We start from the raw sequence: 17,284 nt of genomic DNA, 5'->3' as shown, positions 1-17,284 counted from the left end.
TCATAACGGACAGAAGGGGTTTGCTCCGCCGGTATGGTCCGAAATGGCCTGAAGAAATCCATCGTGCACCCCAAAACGTTACGATAAAAAAACATATTCACAGATGTCGAATTAGCGTTCTAATATGAACGTTAAGATGACACTTGTGTACAGCGGTAATGCGCGATTCGAACCCGCCGGATCTGGAGTGCGCCATGTCCAATGACCCTCTTCTTCAGCCCTACAAGCTCAAGAACCTGACGTTACGAAACAGAATCATCGTCACGGCGCATGAGCCGGCCTATCCGGAAGAGGGGATGCCGAAGGAGCGTTACCGCGCCTATCATGTGGAGCGCGCCAAAGGCGGCGTCGCCATGACCATGACCGCCGGATCGGCCGCCGTCTCGAAAGACAGTCCACCCGTGTTCAACAATCTCCTTGTCTATAAAGACGAGATTGTTCCGTGGATGAAAGACCTGACAGACGCTGTGCACGAACAGGGCGCGGCCGTGATGATCCAACTCACCCATCTCGGACGACGCACCCGCTGGGATAAGGAATTCTGGCTGCCCGTCGTCGCTCCGTCCCACCACCGCGAAGCAGCCCATCGCGCCTTCCCGAAAAAAACGGAAGACTGGGATATCGAGCGCATCATTAAAGACTACGCCGACGCCGCCGAACGGATGAAAGCCGCAGGCATGGACGGCATCGAACTCCAGGCTTACGGCCACCTGATGGACCAGTTCTGGTCTCCGCTCACCAACGAACTCGATGGCCCCTACGGCGGCTCCCTCGACAACCGCATGAGATTTACCTTCGATGTGTTGAAGGAAATCCGCAAACGTGTCGGCCCCGATTACATCGTCGGTATCCGCTATACCGGCGACGAGATGCTCGAAGGCGGCATCGGCAAGGAAGAAGGGCTGCAGATTTCACGCAAGCTGACGGAAAGCGGCCTCATCGACTTCCTGAACGTGGTGCGCGGACATATCGACACCGATCCGGGCCTGACCGATGTAATCCCGATTCAGGGCATGCCCAACGCGCCCCATCTCGACTTCGCCGGTGAAGTGCGCGCCGCCACCAGCTTCCCGACCTTCCACGCCGCCAAAATCCCGGATGTCGCAACAGCCCGGCACGCGATCGCCGCCGGAAAGGTGGACCTGATCGGCATGACCCGCGCGCACATGACCGACCCACACCTCGTGCGCAAAATCATGGAGAAACGCGAAGAAGATATCCGCCCCTGCGTCGGCGCGAACTACTGCCTTGACCGTATCTATCAGGGGGGCGCCGCCTTCTGTATCCACAACGCGGCCACCGGTCGCGAACTGACCATGCCGCAAACCATCCGGAAAGCGGACAGGCGTCGCAAAGTCGTCATCGTCGGTGCCGGACCAGCCGGTCTGGAAGCCGCCCGCGTCGCCTCCGAGCGCGGTCACGAGGTGGTTGTCTTCGAACTGGCCGATAAGCCGGGCGGCCAGATCCGCCTGACCGCACGCAGCCCCCGCCGACGCGAGATGATCAGCATCATCGACTGGCGCATGAGCCAGTGCGAGAAGCACGGCGTCACCTTCCATTTCAACACATGGGCGGAAGCCGAAACGGTAAAAGCCGAAAACCCCGACGTGGTCATCATCGCGACCGGCGGGATGCCGCACACCGAAATCCTCTCCAGCGGTAACGAACTCGTCGTCTCCTCGTGGGACATCATCGCAGGCGACGTCAAACCCGGTTCAAACGTGCTCATCTTTGACGATGCGGGTGACCATGCCGCCCTTCAGGCCGCGGAAATCATCGCCATCACCGGAGCCAAAGTCGAAATCATGACACCGGACCGCTCGTTCGCGCCGGAAGTCATGGCCATGAACCTCGTCCCCTACATGCGCTCCCTGCAGAAAGAGGATGTGACATTCACCGTCACCTACCGCATCCGCTCCGTCGAGAAGGACGGCAACGCTCTGATCGTCACCGTCGGCAGTGATTATGGCGGCGTGGACAAGAAGCGCAGAGTGGATCAGGTGGTCATCAATCACGGCACACTGCCCCTCGACGAACTGTATTTCGATCTCAAGCTGGAATCCGTCAATCTTGGCGAAATCTCGCACGCTCAGCTGACCGGCGGCGAACCGCAGTCCGTGGTGCGTAATCCTGAAGGATCGTTCCAACTCTTCCGCATCGGAGACGCCGTCGCGGCGCGCAACACCCACGCGGCCATTTATGATGGCCTGCGGATCGCCAAGGATCTCTGAGAACAGATCCCTGTCTCCGGCATCAAGGCGCAGGCTACCGGAGACAGCTACTTCTGTCATCGTGAAAATCGAAAACAGACTATGCTAACAGGATTTTTCAGAATCCAGATTGCCGCGCCACGCAGCTTGATCTCACCGGAACCCAATGCACAAACATCGCCCGACATGGGCCTGAGTCCATAGCAGCACAGGATTTCAGAACCACTGCTGGCTGCCCGTTCTACAGATACGCGCATTGTGGGATATGATACCTCCAGCGCGAGGGTGCGAACCGGATTTGCGCGTGACAAAGCAGAAGGAAAAAGGTGCTGCAGGAATGACGACAAGTGCCGCCGAAGGAGCCAGACGGGGCTCACCCGAACTCTGGATCGATGCTGCCTGCGAAGCCCTGCTGGAAAGCGGCATCGATGCCGTGAAAATCCTGCCACTCGCCAATAAACTGAATCTGTCACGCACCAGCTTCTACTGGTTCTTCAAAGACCGGGAAGAACTTCTCGATGCGCTCATCTCCCGCTGGCGCGAGAAAAACACTGGCAGTATCGTGAAACAGGCTTCCGCCTACGCGGCAACGATCGTCGAAGCCACGCTGAATGTGTTCGATTGCTGGATAGACGGAAACCTGTTCGACTCCCGCTTCGAATTCGCCGTGCGCAGCTGGGCCTTGCAGTCCCCCGAGATCTTTCAGGAAGTGGATGCCGCCGATACCCGGAGGCTCCAGTCGCTTGTCGAAATGTTCCGCCGTTTCGACTTCAGCGAAACCGACGCCGATGTGCGGGCGCATGCGCTCTACCTTGTCCAGATCGGCTATATTTCCCGACAGACAAAGGAAGATGTCGCCAATCGCCTGAAACGTATCCCCAGCTACGTCGAAATCTTTACCGGCCAGCCCCCGCAGCAGCACGATCTGGATCGCTTTTTCTCACGACATGAGGGCCAGAGGGCAGACACACCGTCCTGAGGACATGATCAGCCGGAATGAAAAAGAAAAGCAGCTGTTTCAAAAGCTCTCTGCTGAGCGGGACAGTTGCTGTGGGTGTGCGCGACCAGCATGGTTTTTTGAGTAATGAAGCGAAGCGGCCATGCGGGCCATGAGTATTGGAGCGAGGAAAACGCGCGTCGGATCGCCAGCAGAGAGTTTTTGAAACAGCTTCTAAGGCTCTGTTGTTGTTAAGTGCGGGCGTCTTTCTCAGGGCTTTGCCCTGAAACCCACCAAAGGCCGGAGCCTTTGGAAACCGAGTTGTTTGTCCACAAGTCAGGGGCAATGGTATGCGGTCCATGTGGAGGCCGATAGCCCATTAATTCATTGAAAAATAAAAGATAAATACGAATCGACAGCTGAGACTAAAGGCAAAAATCGGGCTAGACCATAGACAAAAACACTGCTGCCGTTTCCGTAACGCATGAGAAATTCCGGGCTTTTAGAGGTTCTTTCAAAAACTCTCTGCGGCAAGCCTTTTTGGAAATTCCTGTTCGGGATCGGAAGAGCTTCACGGTGGTGAAGGGAGTGAACTACGAAGCGCCCAGAAAAAGTCAAGCCGGTAATTAACATTCTCGCGGAAAGAGCTTGCTCTTTAAAGCGACCAGCAATGCCCAAAAGGGCCCTCAGCGAAAACACCCCGGGGGCTGAGCCTCCCGTGTGTATTCTTCCGGATTGAAACGGACTGGTTATACTGGCCGCAAGCATCAGAACGTACAAAAGGCGCAGCAGATCGCCAGCAGAAAGCTGGTGAAAAAACCCTCTTTCATCCCACGGGCATGGCAGGAACAGGCGGTCGAGCCCGTTGCAACACCAGATAGCCCCCCACGGACAGCATCACGATAAGGCCGCCGACCAGCGCCGGTGTGCCGGGCTTTTCTGAAAAGGCCAGCCACACCCACAAGGGTGCCAGCCCGACATCTCCCAGCGCCATCAGTCCTGCATCGGAAGAGGGGACATGCCGGCTGCCGACCAGAAAAAATATGTAGCTCAGACTTTGCGTGCTCAGACTGAACAGCAACAGAAGCCCCATCTGCCCGAGGTGGGGCGCAGAGAGAGCTGCTGGCTGCGACCACACGACGGCGAAGCACGCAACCGCGCAGATGGTGCTGGCAATCGCCGTGACGAAGATCGTGTCCTGTTCGGGCCACCGCCTGGAAATGACGATCGAGGCGCCAAACCCCAAAGTCATCAGAAAAGCCAGACTATTCCCCGCCAGATCGGAGGCACCCCTTTCCGAGACAGCCATGACCGTCACACCGGCAAAAGCCACTCCCGCCGCAGTCACGGCGCGGCGGGTCGGTTTTTCACGCAACAGCAGAAAAGCCAAAATCATCGCGACGAAAGGAACGGTGGCATAAATCACCATGACATTGGCAACGCTCGTCATGTTGAGAGCCGCGATATAGCTGAACATCGCAGCCACCATGGCCGGGATCGAGGCCAGACCACCCGGACCAATGCTTCGGGAGAACCGCAGTAAAGTGCGTCCACGAAGCAGCACCGCCGTGCCTGTCAGCGACACAGCCGCAAAGAGCGACCGCCAGGCAACCAACGACCATGTGTCCATATCGAGAGCGCGGACGAACAGACCCGCCGTACTCCACATCACCGTCGCGGCAGCAATCAGCAGCACGCCGTACAGATGTCTGTCGAGGCCGGGGAAAGGAACCCGACTCACGCCCGCAGACAATGCGCCCTTTGCAAGCGGTGTCTTCATGTTCCAACCCGGTATCTCGTGGCGGCTTCACACGTGCGGACGATAGCCTGTACCGGACGCTAGGGTAGAAACTGCATCCCGTAAATATAAGATCGGTATCGCAATGAAAAACTCTATCAAGAAACAAGCATGATTAAGAACAGGCGACAGATTTTTATCAGAAACCGTCAGATCCGTCCGAAGCCATCAGGAGATCAGGCGCGTGACTCATGCACTTGCTCAGGCTCATCCTCGTCTTCCTGCAACGCTTCCGCCGCACTACGCAGCCGCTTGAAGCTGAGCCGGCTGACCGGCAGCAACGCGACATACCCTACGCCCATCGCCGCCAGAACAGCCCACGGATCGGCCACAAGCGCCACCACACAGGCACCCATCCCAAGCATCATCGGCAGCACGTATTTTGCCGGGACCTTGAAGTTCTTGAACGACCACACAGGCAGCGTGGAGACCAGCAGGAACGCCGTTCCCGTCAGAGTCAGGATCGGCAGCCAGGGCAGGCGGGTCGCCTCGTAAAGGCCGGAATAGCCCAGTTTTTCAGCCTCAAGACCGAGAAACAGCGGAAACAGCGCCAGTCCTGCGCCAGCAGGTGCGGGGACCCCGGTGAAGAAGTTGCTGGCATATTTCGGCCGCTCCTCGACACCGTCGAGGCTGGCGTTGAAGCGGGCCAGACGCAGCGCCATGCAAACCGTAAACAGGCTGCACGGCAGAAACGAATATCGCCCCACATCCTTGAGCGCCCAGAGATAAAGCACGAAAGACGGCGCAACGCCGAAGCACAGAAAGTCCGAGAGACTGTCGAACTCCGCCCCAAACCGCGTCGAGCCGCGCAGAAGGCGAGCAATCCGTCCGTCCAGACCGTCAATCACAGCCGACACCAGCAGCGCGATGGCGGCATGATGGAAGCGCCCGTCCAGCGCGAAACGCATCCCCATCAGCCCACTGCACAGGCCCAGCATGGTCAGCAGATTCGGTACCAGCCGGTTGAACGACGGACCACGAACCCGCGTGCGCGCAGAACGTCCGCCGCGAAGACGCCGTCTGCGTCTGGTGGTCATTTCAGCCATGAAGAAAACGCTCCGGCGTCACGGGACAGGGACGGAAGCAGGCCGACTCAGGAGGCAAGTTCAGCCACGACAGTTTCGCCCCCGATCATGGTCTGACCGACCGCCACCAGCGGCTCAATACCCGGCGGCAGATACACGTCCGTGCGTGAACCGAAGCGGATCAGACCGAACCGCTCGCCCGCTTCCAGACGGTCGCCTTCCTTTACGGAGCAGACGATGCGGCGCGCTATAAGTCCGGCGATCTGCACCACGGCGACCATGCGGCCATCCGGCAGCGTCACGCTCAGCGCATTGCGCTCATTGTCGGTCGAAGCCTTGTCGAGGCTGGCATTGAGGAACTTGCCCTCGTGATAAACAATGCGTGTCACCGTTCCGGCGACCGGCATGCGGTTCACATGCACATTCAGAACCGACAGGAACGTCGCCACGCGCCAGACCGGAGTCTCGCCCATGCCCAGCTCGACAGGCGGCGCGATCTTCTCGATCGACACAACGCGTCCGTCCGCAGGAGCCAGAACCAGACCCTCACGCGGCGGTGCGACACGCTGCGGATCGCGGAAGAAATACAGGCAGAACCCGAAGAACAGGCCGCTCGCCGTGCTGACGCCCTTGACGACAGGGCAGTTCAGCCGCCGCCCGAGATAATGCGTCGCCACCGCCACAGCGCCTGATGCGCCGAGAAACGGATAGGCCTCGCGATGCGGGCGGGAAAGGACGAATTTGAGAGAGCCGAGGAGTGACATAGTGCCGTTCTTGGCCCGTCGACGCGCCGGAATCAAGTGCCATCATCACCACCCTGCCGATCGGGTTGCGCCTGCCGCCCTTTTCTGGTCTCCATCCGCCGCTGTCCGAACGGCATAACTCCGTCGGAAACGCCCGCCAGATCCACCACCAACCAGTTCATACCCAACAGGTCCATCCGGGAGGCCATGCCCATGAGAGTGATCGGTTCAGCCCTGTTCCGTATCTACATCGTCGTCATCTCCACCCTGATGGGCGTGGCGGCCATCCCCATCCGCCTCTTCCTGCGGCAATACGCCCTGGCCTACGCGAAACTCTGGACACGGTGCTGTCTCGCCGGCGCCCGCACGCTCTGCGGCATCCACACCCGGATCGAAGGGCTGGAAAAACTGCCGATGGACAGGCCATTCATCATCGCCTCCCAGCACCAGTCGGCCTTCGACACGCTGGTCTGGATGAGCCTCGTGCCTCGGCCCACCTACGTCATGAAGGAAGAACTGCTGAAGGTGCCGCTTGTCGGCCCCATGCTGAAACTCACCGGCATGATCCCCGTCGAACGTACTGGCGGCACCAAAGCCATGCGCGCCCTGCTGAAAAGCACGGAAACCGCCGTCGCCGAAGGCCGCCAGATAATCATCTTCCCCGAAGGCACCCGCCTGCCCTTCGGTGAGACCGCGCCGCTCAAGCCGGGAATCGTCGCAATGGCACGCCACGCCGGTCTGCCCGTCTATCCCGTGGTCACCAATTCCGGCCTGTGCTGGCCCGGTCACGGCTTCCTCAAAAGGGCAGGGACCATCTCCATAATCATCTGCGATCCGGTTGAAGCCGCAGGCGACGGCAAAGGACGCGGCGGAGAGATGCTCCGGGCTATCGAAACCTCATGGCGGAACGCGCATCCCCTGCTGCTGACCTGACCCGCACCAACCTTAGTCCCATTCGGGAAAACACCGTCATTCCGCTGTTATCCTCCACCCCTGTGGATAACTCTGTGGGATAAACCGCGCGCTCTTTCGACTCTCAGTCTTTATTCTGAAAAACGTGGCCGTTCCGGGGGTTCTTCCAAGTCAAGGGAATAATTTTACAAAACGGTAATTATTTCTCTTGATCCACGTGTTTCTGCGGTTTTTTCGAACAGCTCCAGCCTTTTTCCGCAGTCGCCGTGTCCGGGCAGGCCGCGATTCAAACTTGTTGAAGAAAAGGTGGACGACTCAGAGATCATGCTGTGGATAAATCTGTGTAACTGAATCTGCTGTCCCCTCGGTCAGCCAGAATTTTCTCCTGTCCTCCCCGTTATTTGCCTCTCAGAACGGAGGCGCTGTACGAGAGCCGAAATCTGGCGCGAAAGAAATTTAGGAGACACAGGATGCGATGGAAGGCAGCCCTCATCGGCATCGCGAGTCTCCTCCTCTCCGGCGGGGGAGTCGCCCTCGGAATTCACAGCGAAAACCTCGCCCTGCTCACGGCGCTGCAAACCGAACAGACCGCACTCGCTCGACAGGGCTGGACCCTCACATGGAGCCGCGCCACCCCCCATGCCGCGCTGCTCGCATCCCGGATGACGCTCTCCGATCTCCGCCTCTCCGGTCCCCTAGGCGCCACGCGCCTGAGCTACGGCTGCAACGTCGTCACCCTGTCCATCTCCCATTTTTCTTCGCGAACCACCGCAACTTTCGGCAGCACCCACGCCCTGCTTCTGGCGCGTGGCCCCGTGCCGGACCTCGCCCTGCGCCTCACCGGCAACGGCATCACACTCGCCGTCCACCCAACCAGCGGGGAAACAGAGGCCGCGCTGACCATCCCAGCCGCCCACGTCGAGATCGACACACTGCCTTCGGTCAACATCCCAACCCCCTTCACGCTGGACGTGCACAGCCTCACCACCGTCGCCCGCTGGCAAGCCGCCCGCACCACCATTCAGCCCCTGCTGACCACCGACACCACGATCGACCGCCTTGGCCTGCCTCAATCCATCCCCGGTCTCGGCAACACGCTCGATACGATCAGGATCGCTCTCTCCACCTCCGGCTTTCCCGAAACGCAGAGGCAGACAGCCACGCCGGTCACAACCCTGCATCTTGGCGAGGCCCATCTCGGCCCGGCCGCGCTGGCGCTTACAGGGAAACTCACATGGCAGAACGATCCTGTCGGAGAGTTTGACCTCACCCTGCGGGGAATGGACCGCGCCGTTCGCAAGATGGCAGCTTCAGGCAGCATCTCACCGGAAATCGGACAGATTGCCATCCTGCTCGGGCGCATCGGCGATGTTGCACGCACCGGAGGTCATACCGCCCTCCCTCCGACTGAAAACGGGGGCAGCAACATCAATGATCTGTCCACACCAGAAACCACCATCAGCCTTCCCCTGCGGTTGCGTGAAGGTGCATGGAGCCTCGGCGCGATGCCACTCGCCCCGCTGACCCAATGGAGTGGCAGCATCACGTCGCGGAAAATTCCCTGAATGCCGCCGGGATAAAATAGATATCCCGTATATCAGTCAGTGGGGAAGCGGAGGCAGTCCCAGAAAAACCAGCGGTTTGAATAGGAAAAAGACCGTGAAAATAAAAGGGAGAATACAAAAAATCAGCATGACGATGTCGCGTCCTGCGAGAGGTGTTTTGCCCCGCAGACACGTTGCTGACCGGCAAATGGCCAGAAAGAGCCAGCCAGCATCAGGTGCCTTGGTCTTGTCGATTGAAAGCGACTTGAACGTGCTCCCCGCAAGCTTGATGCCCGACAGGAACGCAACGGCCAGATAAAACGCCATTTTGAATTCATTGCTGGATGTGCTGCGCTGGATGGATGCCGCATGGTCACGCAAGGTCAGGAGAGTGGGGAAAACACATTCGGTCGCTACCGCAACGGGCCGCAGAAGCCGATCCGGATCGTCCGTGCCACCATACTTGAAAGCATATCCGCAGAACCCTGCCGGAGGAGCCTCACATTTTTCCGAGATTGTGTATTGCTGCATATCGCCGCCAAGAGCAACGACCGGGCACAATCGCGTATTATACTCCCCGATTTCCCTGCGAATGGCAGCCTCCGTATCCGGCGTAGCGTCCCTGCGAAAAGAGCCATAATAACCGGCAAGCGTTTCCGGAGAAAACGTCACGAAATACCGTAAATCACTTTGGCTTTGTTCCAGAAGAACCTCGTGCGTGCGGCTGGCCCAGACACAGGAAGCCTGGTGCATCCTGCCCTCTTTTTCACACCAGTCTGAATAATGAACGAGTTGCTGCATCAGCCAGCCGCTGCTCTGGCGAACAGTGTTCTGGGTTTCCTGATAATCGGCTCTTATGCTTTCGGCACTGACGCTGGCTATAAAAAACAACCCGGCGGACAGCCCCATGGCAATCCAGACATGTTTAAAAAGATCGAAAGATTTCTGAGTAAGTTTCAGAACATCGGCAGCCAGAACGGTCAGAGACCATCCTCCCGCAAACGCCATGACGGCCAGCGTGGCATAGCCGGGGATGTCTATTGCGCCATTGCCCAGAACAATTTCGGCAGGCTGCGGATTTACAGGACCCGCTACGCCTGACAGGGCGAGAAGTCCCGGCATCAGTAGAAAACCTGCACCGAAACAAAGCACCACGGGACGCCGCAATGCCAGAACAGCGAACATGAACAACCACGCTTCGCAAACAGCGCAAAGAGTGAGTAATCCCATAACCAGATACAGATCCGGGGTCACTGCTATCCCAGGCAGATGATCCGGAGGCGTGAGACGAATACCGAGGTTCGTCAGGCTCTGCTGGATGGCGTAAGCGGCGCGACTGAGAAAGCAGCCATAAGGAAGAAAAAATCGGGCAATCATTCAGCTTCTTTAGAATGGCTTGCCCCCCCTCTCAAATAAGAAAAATCATCCCCTCAGCGCGCGTGATCCTTCTCCCGCCGTAACCGCCCAAGCTCCCCGGCATCCGCCGCCAGCATGAACGGATTGCACGCTCGTTCGGAGGCCAGAGTGGAGGGCACGGTCGGCAGCCCCTTCGCCCGTAGCGCCGTAACCTCCTCGGACCGTTTCTTCAGCGCCTCATTCTCCGGATCGACCGCAAGCGCGAAGCGGGCGTTCGATTCCGTATATTCATGGCCGCAATACACCTGCGTCTCCGCCGGCAGAGCATCGAACTCATGCAGGCTGGCATACATCTGCTCCGACGTGCCTTCGAACAGCCGCCCGCATCCAAGGCTGAACAGCGTGTCGCCACAGAAAAGCGACGGCGGTGCATCGAAATAATAAGCGATATGACCCAGCGTATGCCCCGGAGTACTCATCACCACCCCAAGACTGTCCCCAATCGCCACCCGGTCACCCGGCCTGAGCGCCATGTCCAGCGGCGGCAACCGCCCCGCATCGGCAGCCGCCCCCACCAGTTTCGCGCCGTACCGATCCCGCAGGGTCTCCGCGCCCCCCGTATGATCGGCGTGATGATGAGTCAGCAGAATGAGGTCCAGCCGTCCCCCATGCGCCTCAATCGCCGCCCGAACCGGCGCGCATTCGCCGGGATCCACCACCGCGACGCATCCCGTGTCCTCATCCGTCAGCATCCAGACGTAATTGTCGGAGAGGACAGGAATGCAAAGAACGGTAATCGGCATGGAGGAAACTCCGTCAGTGATGCGCGGGCGTATTTCATGATACTGTACGCTTCATGCAGGATGAAGTTCGTTCCGCAGACGTTTTTTACGAGGCCCCCACAGGCGCAGGTACCGTCCGGCTGCTGGCCCGTCGTCTGACCACCTCATGGCCCGACCTCACAGGCCAGACCCTCCTCGGGCTGGGCTACACCACCCCTTTTCTGCCGCTGTGGGAACGGCAGACCGCCTTCGCTGTGGCCGCCCGACTCGACCCGCCTCCAGCACACCCGAACAGTCGCTCTCCCATTCCGGAATGTCTCGTCGATGGTGCTAAGCTGCCATTTCCCGACCTCTGCTTCGACCGTATCCTCATGGTCCACGCGCTGGAAACCACACAGGCCAGCCGCGATCTGCTTCGCGCCGTCTGGAAAGTCCTCCGCGACGACGGCAAGCTCATCCTCATCGTGCCGAACCGGCGCGGCATATGGGCGCACAGCGACACAACCCCCTTCGGGCAGGGCACGCCCTTCTCGCAGCGACAACTCCGTGAGCACCTCCGCCAGTCCATGTTCCATGTCGAAACCTGTGAAACCGCCCTCTATCCACCACCCTTTTCGCCACTCCACCGCGCATCCCGGGTCAGTGACGTCATCGAAAGGGCAGGGCGCGCCGTGCTGCCCGCCTGTGGCGGCGTCGTCGTCGCGGAAGCAGTGAAAGACATGTGGGGCGGTCTGCCCCTGCCCGCCAGCAAGAGTCGTTTCCGGCTCAGACGGAAAGTGATGGAAGCCGTATGATGCCTTCCCTCAGCGAGCGGATTGCCCGCCTCAACACAGCACTTCTCGACACCTCAAGCGCCACCCTCGCCATGGAAACATGGTGCGAAAACCAAGGGCTGGCGAAAGCACCGGTCCGTCTCACCGTGCGCCTCGACCACCCGCCACCACCACCAATCCCGGCAGTCGCCAGCAGCATATTCCCGTCCGACGAACCCCTTCAGCACCGACAGGTCGTCCTCTGCTGCGGCACTCTCGAAGTCGCCCGCGCTGACAACTGGTATGCCCCATCGCGCCTCACCACTGAGATGAACCATCGGCTTGAGACCTCGTCCATCCCGTTCGGGCGCGTCGTCGCAGACCTGAACATCGACCGCGACACTCTCGACAGCACCTTGTTGTGGCAGGAAGGCCAGACTCTGACCTCTACCACGGCAATCATCCGCCATGTGGCGACGGTCTTTCGCGCGGATCGCCTTCCCCTCAGCGTGGTGCAGGAAACTTTCACCGCCGCGCTTCTGGGTTTCTGACAAGACAGAAAACGGCTTTCCCGAATTTCACATTCGCGCCGGACAAACCGCCTCTCTCCGAGGCTGTTTCAGACGCTCTCTGTGGGCGCTCCGCCGCTCGTTTTCCACACTCCGATGCCCACGGTCCCCATGAGTGTTTCGCGTCCGTGTTCTTCAAAAACCCACACCGGTTGCACGCACCCGCGGCGGAGAGCTTTTGAATTAGCCTCTCAGTCCTTTTCCAGTTCAGGAGGATTGAGAAAACAGAGCGCCACAAGGATCGGCACCGGAAACAGGAAAAAGCCGGACGTTGCATGGCGCATCAGAACGGACAGAAAAGCCCCGACAATACAGCTCATCCAGCCCAGACCGGGCAGAGCCGCAGTGAGAGGGAAAGCAAGTTTTCCGTCTTTCATCTTCCACAGAAAATCAACAATGTTGTCAGCAAATTTGATGATGTTGTTGGTCACGACAATCGTCTGGACGGAAATACCGGAGAAGCGGGAAAGCACTTCGCCCTGCATGGCCATGGCGACGGTCAGCAGAAGCGTCTCCACCCGTGAACTGGTGTGAGTACCATGCGACCAGTGCACGAACTGGGCAATGATCAGCAGCGCAGCCATCCATAGCCATTCATGACGGTAAGCGCGCAGGGACCGGCGCAGAAGACTGGCGGCAAGAGCACCGCCGAAAAACAGGCCAAGCACCATGCCGACCGCCCCCACGCGCCCCCAGTTCCCCTCTGCAAGCGCAACGCCGAACGTGGTCGAATTCCCCGTCATGGCGGCACTGAAAATGCCGTGGAGTTCAACATACCCCACGGCATCGACATATCCGGCGATAAGCCCCAGCGCGGTGACACGCAGGGCCGAGTGGACAACAGGCGTCATCAGACGATGAGAGGCTTGTCCTGGCGCAGTTTCGACAGCGTCTCGTCGTCCAGATTGAGATGCTCCTTCACCATCTGACGCGGCGAAAGACCAAGCCACTGATTGGCGGAGAAGTCCGCGAAGTGATCGCTCCTGAAGGCTTCAAGGAACACCATCGGTTCATCGCCGATGTTTTCCAGATAATGCCCCATGCCCAGCGGCACATAGCCGACATCGCCCGCACAGTAATCAAACGTCCGCGCCTTGCCGCCGGATGCGAAAACCGTCATGCGCGCACGGCCACGAACGAAATACTGCCACTCGTCATTGTTCGGATGCCAGTGCAGCTCACGCATCCGCCCCGGCTCCACGACATTGATGGCCGCCGCAATGGTCGAAGCCGCCGGGAAGTTGCGGGAATCAACAACACGGACGGTGCCACCAGCAGCTTTGGCAGGCTCCTGTTGCAGGAAGCGGTGCGTGTAGCGGATCGGAGACGGGCCCTGCGGACACCGGATCGCATCTTCCTTGGCCACGGTGGGTTCCGTGCCGTTGAAAATCCAGCGGGTTTTCTCAACATCCGTCGGGAGATTGGCAAAAGCGGATTCAGGCACGCCAAAATTCTTGGCGAGGATATGGCGCGGCGTATGAGCGAACCAGTCGCTGATGAGAAAGGTCTCGTTCTCGGAAAAGTTCGCATCATCAAAGACAAGAAGGAATTCACAGCCTTCGTCGCCAAGCCCCTGAATGGAATGGGGAATACCAGCAGGAAAGTTCCAGATGTCTCCCGCCTCGACATCGTCCACGAACGGACGCCCTTCCGTATCGATGGCGGTGACGCGCGCCTTGCCTGCAATCATGAAGCCCCACTCGGCTTCCTTGTGATAATGCAGTTCGCGATAACCACCGGCCTTGAGCCGCATGTTCACACCCGCAAGCGTCGTGGCCGCAGGCAGTTCGCGAATGGTGATCTCGCGAGCCCACCCACCGGAACCCAGCCGGTTGCGGGCGTCCGCATAGGAAAACTTCAGATTGGGAATGGTCCCCGCATCCGTATCAGGCGAGGCGAGCAGATCGGGAACCTCGCGTTCACGGGGAAGATTGCGCGGCCCGAGAATGCTCGCGCCACGCCCTCCGCGAATGGGCTCCAGCGCTTCGGGTTTCGAACTGAGCCAGGGAAGGTCGGTCATCGGACTGTTTCCTGATGATGTGAAAATCATGGCAAACTATGTCTTCGCCGCGCAGGAAACCATTGATACCTGTCAATAACTACGGTTTTTCTAACAGCCTCACGTCACCGTGATGATAAGCGAGCACACCGCAGAGCTTGCCGAAGACTGTGTCATGCTCCGTAAGCTCCTGAAAACTGAGGCGCGTCACTTCTCAGTAAACCTCCTCAGCAGCCAGAGAAGCCTGCCTTCACGACGCATCCACAGTGTGCCGGAACACTCGCACCGGAGCGATGCACACCAGCAGGAACTTTCCATATTCACGCCCCAGCAACTGCCAGGTTCCCCGCGTGAACCGACGCTTGAGGGCAGGGGGCTGAACCGGATAGGGGCGCAGGTTAACGCCCGGAATGCTCCGTGAAATTTCTAGTTCCGCTCGCCACATATGATAACCGGCCGTTACAACGATCAGGCTGCGGATGCTGTTCGCCCGTACCCAGCGCTTCGTCTCCGCCGCGTTCCCCGCCGTCGAGGTCGCCTCGCGCCCCAGCGTAACCCGCGATGCCATCTCGGCGGACAATCCCGGCGCAAGATCCTTCAGCGCGACATGCGGATCGACCCCCGACACCAGCAGCAGCCGTCCACGTCCTTCTTCCAGCAGGGAAAGGGACGTCTCGACTCGCCCGTTGCCCCCTGTCAGCGCCACAATGCCATCCGAAACAGGCGGCAGTTCAGGAGCCTGCAAGGCGCTCCGAACAAACAGCCCGAACCCAGTGACCAGCAGCAGACACGCGCTCGCCAGACAAAGCCGGAAAAGACGCCACCATGAAACCATCCGTCGTGCCGGAGTCCCCGTCATGGAAGCCGACGCAACCACACACGCACGATCACCTGCGCCGTCACCCAGCCAATCAGCGTCACTACCAGCGGAATGCAGCCCAACCCGATCAGCAACGCCTGCGGCGCGCTGCCCTGCATCAGGGAAGACAGAGATTCAGTGAAAAATCCCCACCAGCCATGCATGTTTCCCATTTCTGCAGAACCGCCCCCGGCAAGCGGTGCCATCAGCCGCGCCAGCACGGCAATCGGCGGCAGGGAAACCAGCGTGCCCACAAGTCCGCCCACCAGTGACAGCCCCGCTACCCGTCGCCCGAACCGACCCGCGACATAGCCGTCCGAAGCTCCGAGTTCATGCAGGATGGTGACGCTCTCCCGCCGCGCCCCCAGCCCGAGCCGCGTCGCCATGCCGATCACCGCCGCGCCGATCACCCCGACCAGAAGAGTCGCCAGCCCGGCGCACCACAGCAGGCTGTCGGCAATCGCATGAAGCTGCGCGCGCCAGTCATCGTTTTTCTCGATCAGCGTGCCGGGCGCTTCCGTTTTCAGCGTCGAAATCAGCGGGTCCGGTAGCGTCTGCCCGGGCGCAAGATCCACCTCGATCACGGCGGGGAGGGGAAGCGCCGCCGTGCCGACATCCCCGATCCACGGTCGCAGCAGGCGGTCGAGTTCCGCCCCGTCCAGGCGATGCGCCCGCATCACGGCAGGAGCCGCTTCCAGATTGGCGAGCACCGCCTGCACGCGCGTGGCCGCCGAGGCTCCACGCCCGGCAGCGGAGGTCGCCTTGTCCGGATCAGGCACCTGCACGGTGACAAGGTTCGCCGCCCCCTTCGCCCAGCGGTCGGACAGGGACCGCGCGCCCACCGCACCCGTGAAGGTCAGTGATGCCAGCAGGCTCATGGCCGCCACCATCGTCACCAGACTCCGGTCCGGCAACGCACGGGCCAGCGCCAGCCCGTCGCGAATACGCCGCCCCTTATTCATCGACTGTCAGCCGTCCCTGCCGGAGATGCAGCGCAGGCGCCGGAAACCGCCGCACCAGCGTATCGTTGTGCGTCGCCACGATGATCGTCGTTCCAAGATCGGCAAGCTCCCGCATCATGCGGATGACACGCTCGGCCTGGCTGTCCTCCAGCGCATTGGTCGGCTCATCCGCAAGCAGCAGTCCCGGACGCACAACCACCGCTCGTGCGATTGCCGTCCTCTGCTGCTCGCCGCCCGACAGCGTGACCGGCCGCGCGTTCCTCCGACTGCTCAGCCCCAGCCAGTCGAGAATGGCATCGACCTCCTGCGCCACCTCCGCTTCCATCCGTCGCTGCAAACGAAGCGGCAGCGCAACATTGTCGGCCACGGAGAGCGTGGGCATCAGGCGGTAGTCCTGCGGCACCAGTCCGATTCGCTGTCGCAACCGCGCAAGAGCCGAACGCTTCACCCGTGGCCCGATGTCGGTGCCCAAAAGGTCCATCTCGCCCGAGCGCGGCAGCGCTTCCAGATGCAGCAGTCGCAGCAGCGTGGACTTGCCCGCGCCCGAAGGCCCCAGCAGCCAGCGAAAGCCACCCTGCGGCACGGTGAAGCTGATGTTCCTGAGAGTCGCCTGCCCATCCTCCGGCATGGCGCCATGGTGCCATGTGACGTCACGGAGCCGGATCATTCAGCGCACACTCCCGATCGGGCAAAAAGATAAGAGAGGAAATTCATAGCGGAAAACACGGACCAGCATAACGCGGAGAGCCGGAGGCTGTCGATCACGGGCGCATGCTTCTGATGAGAACAAACCACTCTCTTTCACACGGGCGTGATCCTGTTTAGAAATTAGGAAC

The 17,284-nt window shown here is 60.0% G+C and carries 18 protein-coding genes; 6 read left to right on the top strand and 12 right to left on the bottom strand.

From position 1 onward, the window contains the following. The first annotated feature begins 194 nt into the window (after positions 1 to 194). Both GOB81_RS00775 and GOB81_RS00770 read left to right on the top strand, forming a co-directional pair. Positions 195 to 2,231 (top strand): NADH:flavin oxidoreductase, encoded by a 2,037-nt coding sequence (locus tag GOB81_RS00775; RefSeq protein WP_173568469.1) that lies wholly within the window; start codon positions 195 to 197, stop codon positions 2,229 to 2,231. A 316-nt stretch (positions 2,232 to 2,547) separates the two neighbouring features. After that, positions 2,548 to 3,189 carry a TetR/AcrR family transcriptional regulator gene (locus GOB81_RS00770; RefSeq protein WP_173568468.1) on the top strand — a complete coding sequence of 214 codons (642 nt, stop codon included), beginning with the start codon at positions 2,548 to 2,550 and terminating at the stop codon, positions 3,187 to 3,189. Positions 3,190 to 3,531: 342 nt separating this feature from the next. Here the strand turns inward: GOB81_RS00770 and GOB81_RS00765 are convergent, their stop codons facing one another. From GOB81_RS00765 to GOB81_RS00745, 5 genes are all read right to left on the bottom strand, one after another. After that, positions 3,532 to 3,825 carry a hypothetical protein gene (locus GOB81_RS00765; protein WP_173568467.1) on the bottom strand — a complete coding sequence of 98 codons (294 nt, stop codon included), beginning with the start codon at positions 3,823 to 3,825 and terminating at the stop codon, positions 3,532 to 3,534. A gap of 148 nt (positions 3,826 to 3,973) precedes the next feature. Further along, positions 3,974 to 4,927, bottom strand: coding sequence for a DMT family transporter (locus GOB81_RS00760; RefSeq protein WP_173568466.1), 954 nt, complete (start codon positions 4,925 to 4,927; stop codon positions 3,974 to 3,976). Between the two features lie 194 nt (positions 4,928 to 5,121). Further along, entirely contained in the window at positions 5,122 to 5,991 is an 870-nt protein-coding gene (locus tag GOB81_RS00755) for a CDP-alcohol phosphatidyltransferase family protein (RefSeq protein ID WP_173568465.1), read from the bottom strand. Between the two features lie 47 nt (positions 5,992 to 6,038). After that, positions 6,039 to 6,767 carry a phosphatidylserine decarboxylase gene (locus tag GOB81_RS00750; protein ID WP_338421291.1) on the bottom strand — a complete coding sequence of 243 codons (729 nt, stop codon included), beginning with the start codon at positions 6,765 to 6,767 and terminating at the stop codon, positions 6,039 to 6,041. Beyond that, positions 6,767 to 6,928 carry a hypothetical protein gene (locus GOB81_RS00745; RefSeq protein ID WP_173568463.1) on the bottom strand — a complete coding sequence of 54 codons (162 nt, stop codon included), beginning with the start codon at positions 6,926 to 6,928 and terminating at the stop codon, positions 6,767 to 6,769. The genes GOB81_RS00750 and GOB81_RS00745 overlap by 1 nt, the downstream gene beginning before the upstream one ends. Between GOB81_RS00745 and GOB81_RS00740 the strand changes: the two genes are divergently transcribed. Beyond that, positions 6,927 to 7,646, top strand: a complete 720-nt coding sequence (locus GOB81_RS00740; protein WP_173568462.1) for a lysophospholipid acyltransferase family protein — start codon at positions 6,927 to 6,929, stop codon at positions 7,644 to 7,646. The genes GOB81_RS00745 and GOB81_RS00740 overlap by 2 nt on opposite strands. Before the next feature lie 449 nt (positions 7,647 to 8,095). After that, positions 8,096 to 9,190, top strand: coding sequence for a DUF2125 domain-containing protein (locus tag GOB81_RS00735; protein WP_173568461.1), 1,095 nt, complete (start codon positions 8,096 to 8,098; stop codon positions 9,188 to 9,190). A 36-nt stretch (positions 9,191 to 9,226) separates the two neighbouring features. Here the strand turns inward: GOB81_RS00735 and GOB81_RS00730 are convergent, their stop codons facing one another. After that, the gene (locus GOB81_RS00730; protein ID WP_173568460.1) at positions 9,227 to 10,546 is read right to left on the bottom strand and encodes a hypothetical protein; all 1,320 of its coding nucleotides are present in this window, start codon (positions 10,544 to 10,546) and stop codon (positions 9,227 to 9,229) included. Positions 10,547 to 10,599: 53 nt separating this feature from the next. Then, positions 10,600 to 11,328: a hydroxyacylglutathione hydrolase gene (gene gloB / locus GOB81_RS00725; RefSeq protein ID WP_173568459.1), complete on the bottom strand. Its 729-nt coding sequence runs from the start codon at positions 11,326 to 11,328 to the stop codon at positions 10,600 to 10,602. 53 nt (positions 11,329 to 11,381) lie between these two features. Here gloB and GOB81_RS00720 point away from each other — a divergent pair, with 53 nt between their 5' ends. Further along, the gene (locus tag GOB81_RS00720) at positions 11,382 to 12,101 is read left to right on the top strand and encodes a methyltransferase domain-containing protein (protein WP_173568458.1); all 720 of its coding nucleotides are present in this window, start codon (positions 11,382 to 11,384) and stop codon (positions 12,099 to 12,101) included. Continuing rightward, positions 12,098 to 12,610, top strand: a complete 513-nt coding sequence (locus tag GOB81_RS00715; protein WP_173568457.1) for a hypothetical protein — start codon at positions 12,098 to 12,100, stop codon at positions 12,608 to 12,610. The genes GOB81_RS00720 and GOB81_RS00715 overlap by 4 nt, the downstream gene beginning before the upstream one ends. A gap of 209 nt (positions 12,611 to 12,819) precedes the next feature. Here GOB81_RS00715 and GOB81_RS00710 read toward each other — a convergent pair whose 3' ends face one another. The 5 genes from GOB81_RS00710 to GOB81_RS00690 form a co-directional block, all read right to left on the bottom strand. After that, positions 12,820 to 13,479, bottom strand: a complete 660-nt coding sequence (locus GOB81_RS00710) for a YoaK family protein (RefSeq protein ID WP_173568456.1) — start codon at positions 13,477 to 13,479, stop codon at positions 12,820 to 12,822. Beyond that, entirely contained in the window at positions 13,479 to 14,648 is a 1,170-nt protein-coding gene (locus tag GOB81_RS00705; RefSeq protein ID WP_173568455.1) for an oxalate decarboxylase family bicupin, read from the bottom strand. The genes GOB81_RS00710 and GOB81_RS00705 overlap by 1 nt, the downstream gene beginning before the upstream one ends. A gap of 229 nt (positions 14,649 to 14,877) precedes the next feature. After that, on the bottom strand, positions 14,878 to 15,486 hold the full coding sequence (locus tag GOB81_RS00700) for a YdcF family protein (RefSeq protein ID WP_173568454.1): 609 nt from the start codon (positions 15,484 to 15,486) through the stop codon (positions 14,878 to 14,880). Further along, positions 15,483 to 16,448 (bottom strand): cell division protein FtsX, encoded by a 966-nt coding sequence (locus GOB81_RS00695; protein WP_173568453.1) that lies wholly within the window; start codon positions 16,446 to 16,448, stop codon positions 15,483 to 15,485. Before GOB81_RS00695 ends, GOB81_RS00700 begins: the two co-directional genes overlap by 4 nt. Further along, on the bottom strand, positions 16,441 to 17,115 hold the full coding sequence (locus GOB81_RS00690) for a cell division ATP-binding protein FtsE (protein WP_173568452.1): 675 nt from the start codon (positions 17,113 to 17,115) through the stop codon (positions 16,441 to 16,443). The genes GOB81_RS00695 and GOB81_RS00690 overlap by 8 nt, the downstream gene beginning before the upstream one ends. Positions 17,116 to 17,284 lie beyond the last annotated feature (169 nt).

Source organism: Acetobacter conturbans, from assembly GCF_011516755.1.
Taxonomy (GTDB): Bacteria; Pseudomonadota; Alphaproteobacteria; order Acetobacterales; family Acetobacteraceae; genus Acetobacter; species Acetobacter conturbans.
Note: the sequence above shows the minus strand (reverse complement) of the source record. Positions and strands in the feature narration are given on the sequence as shown.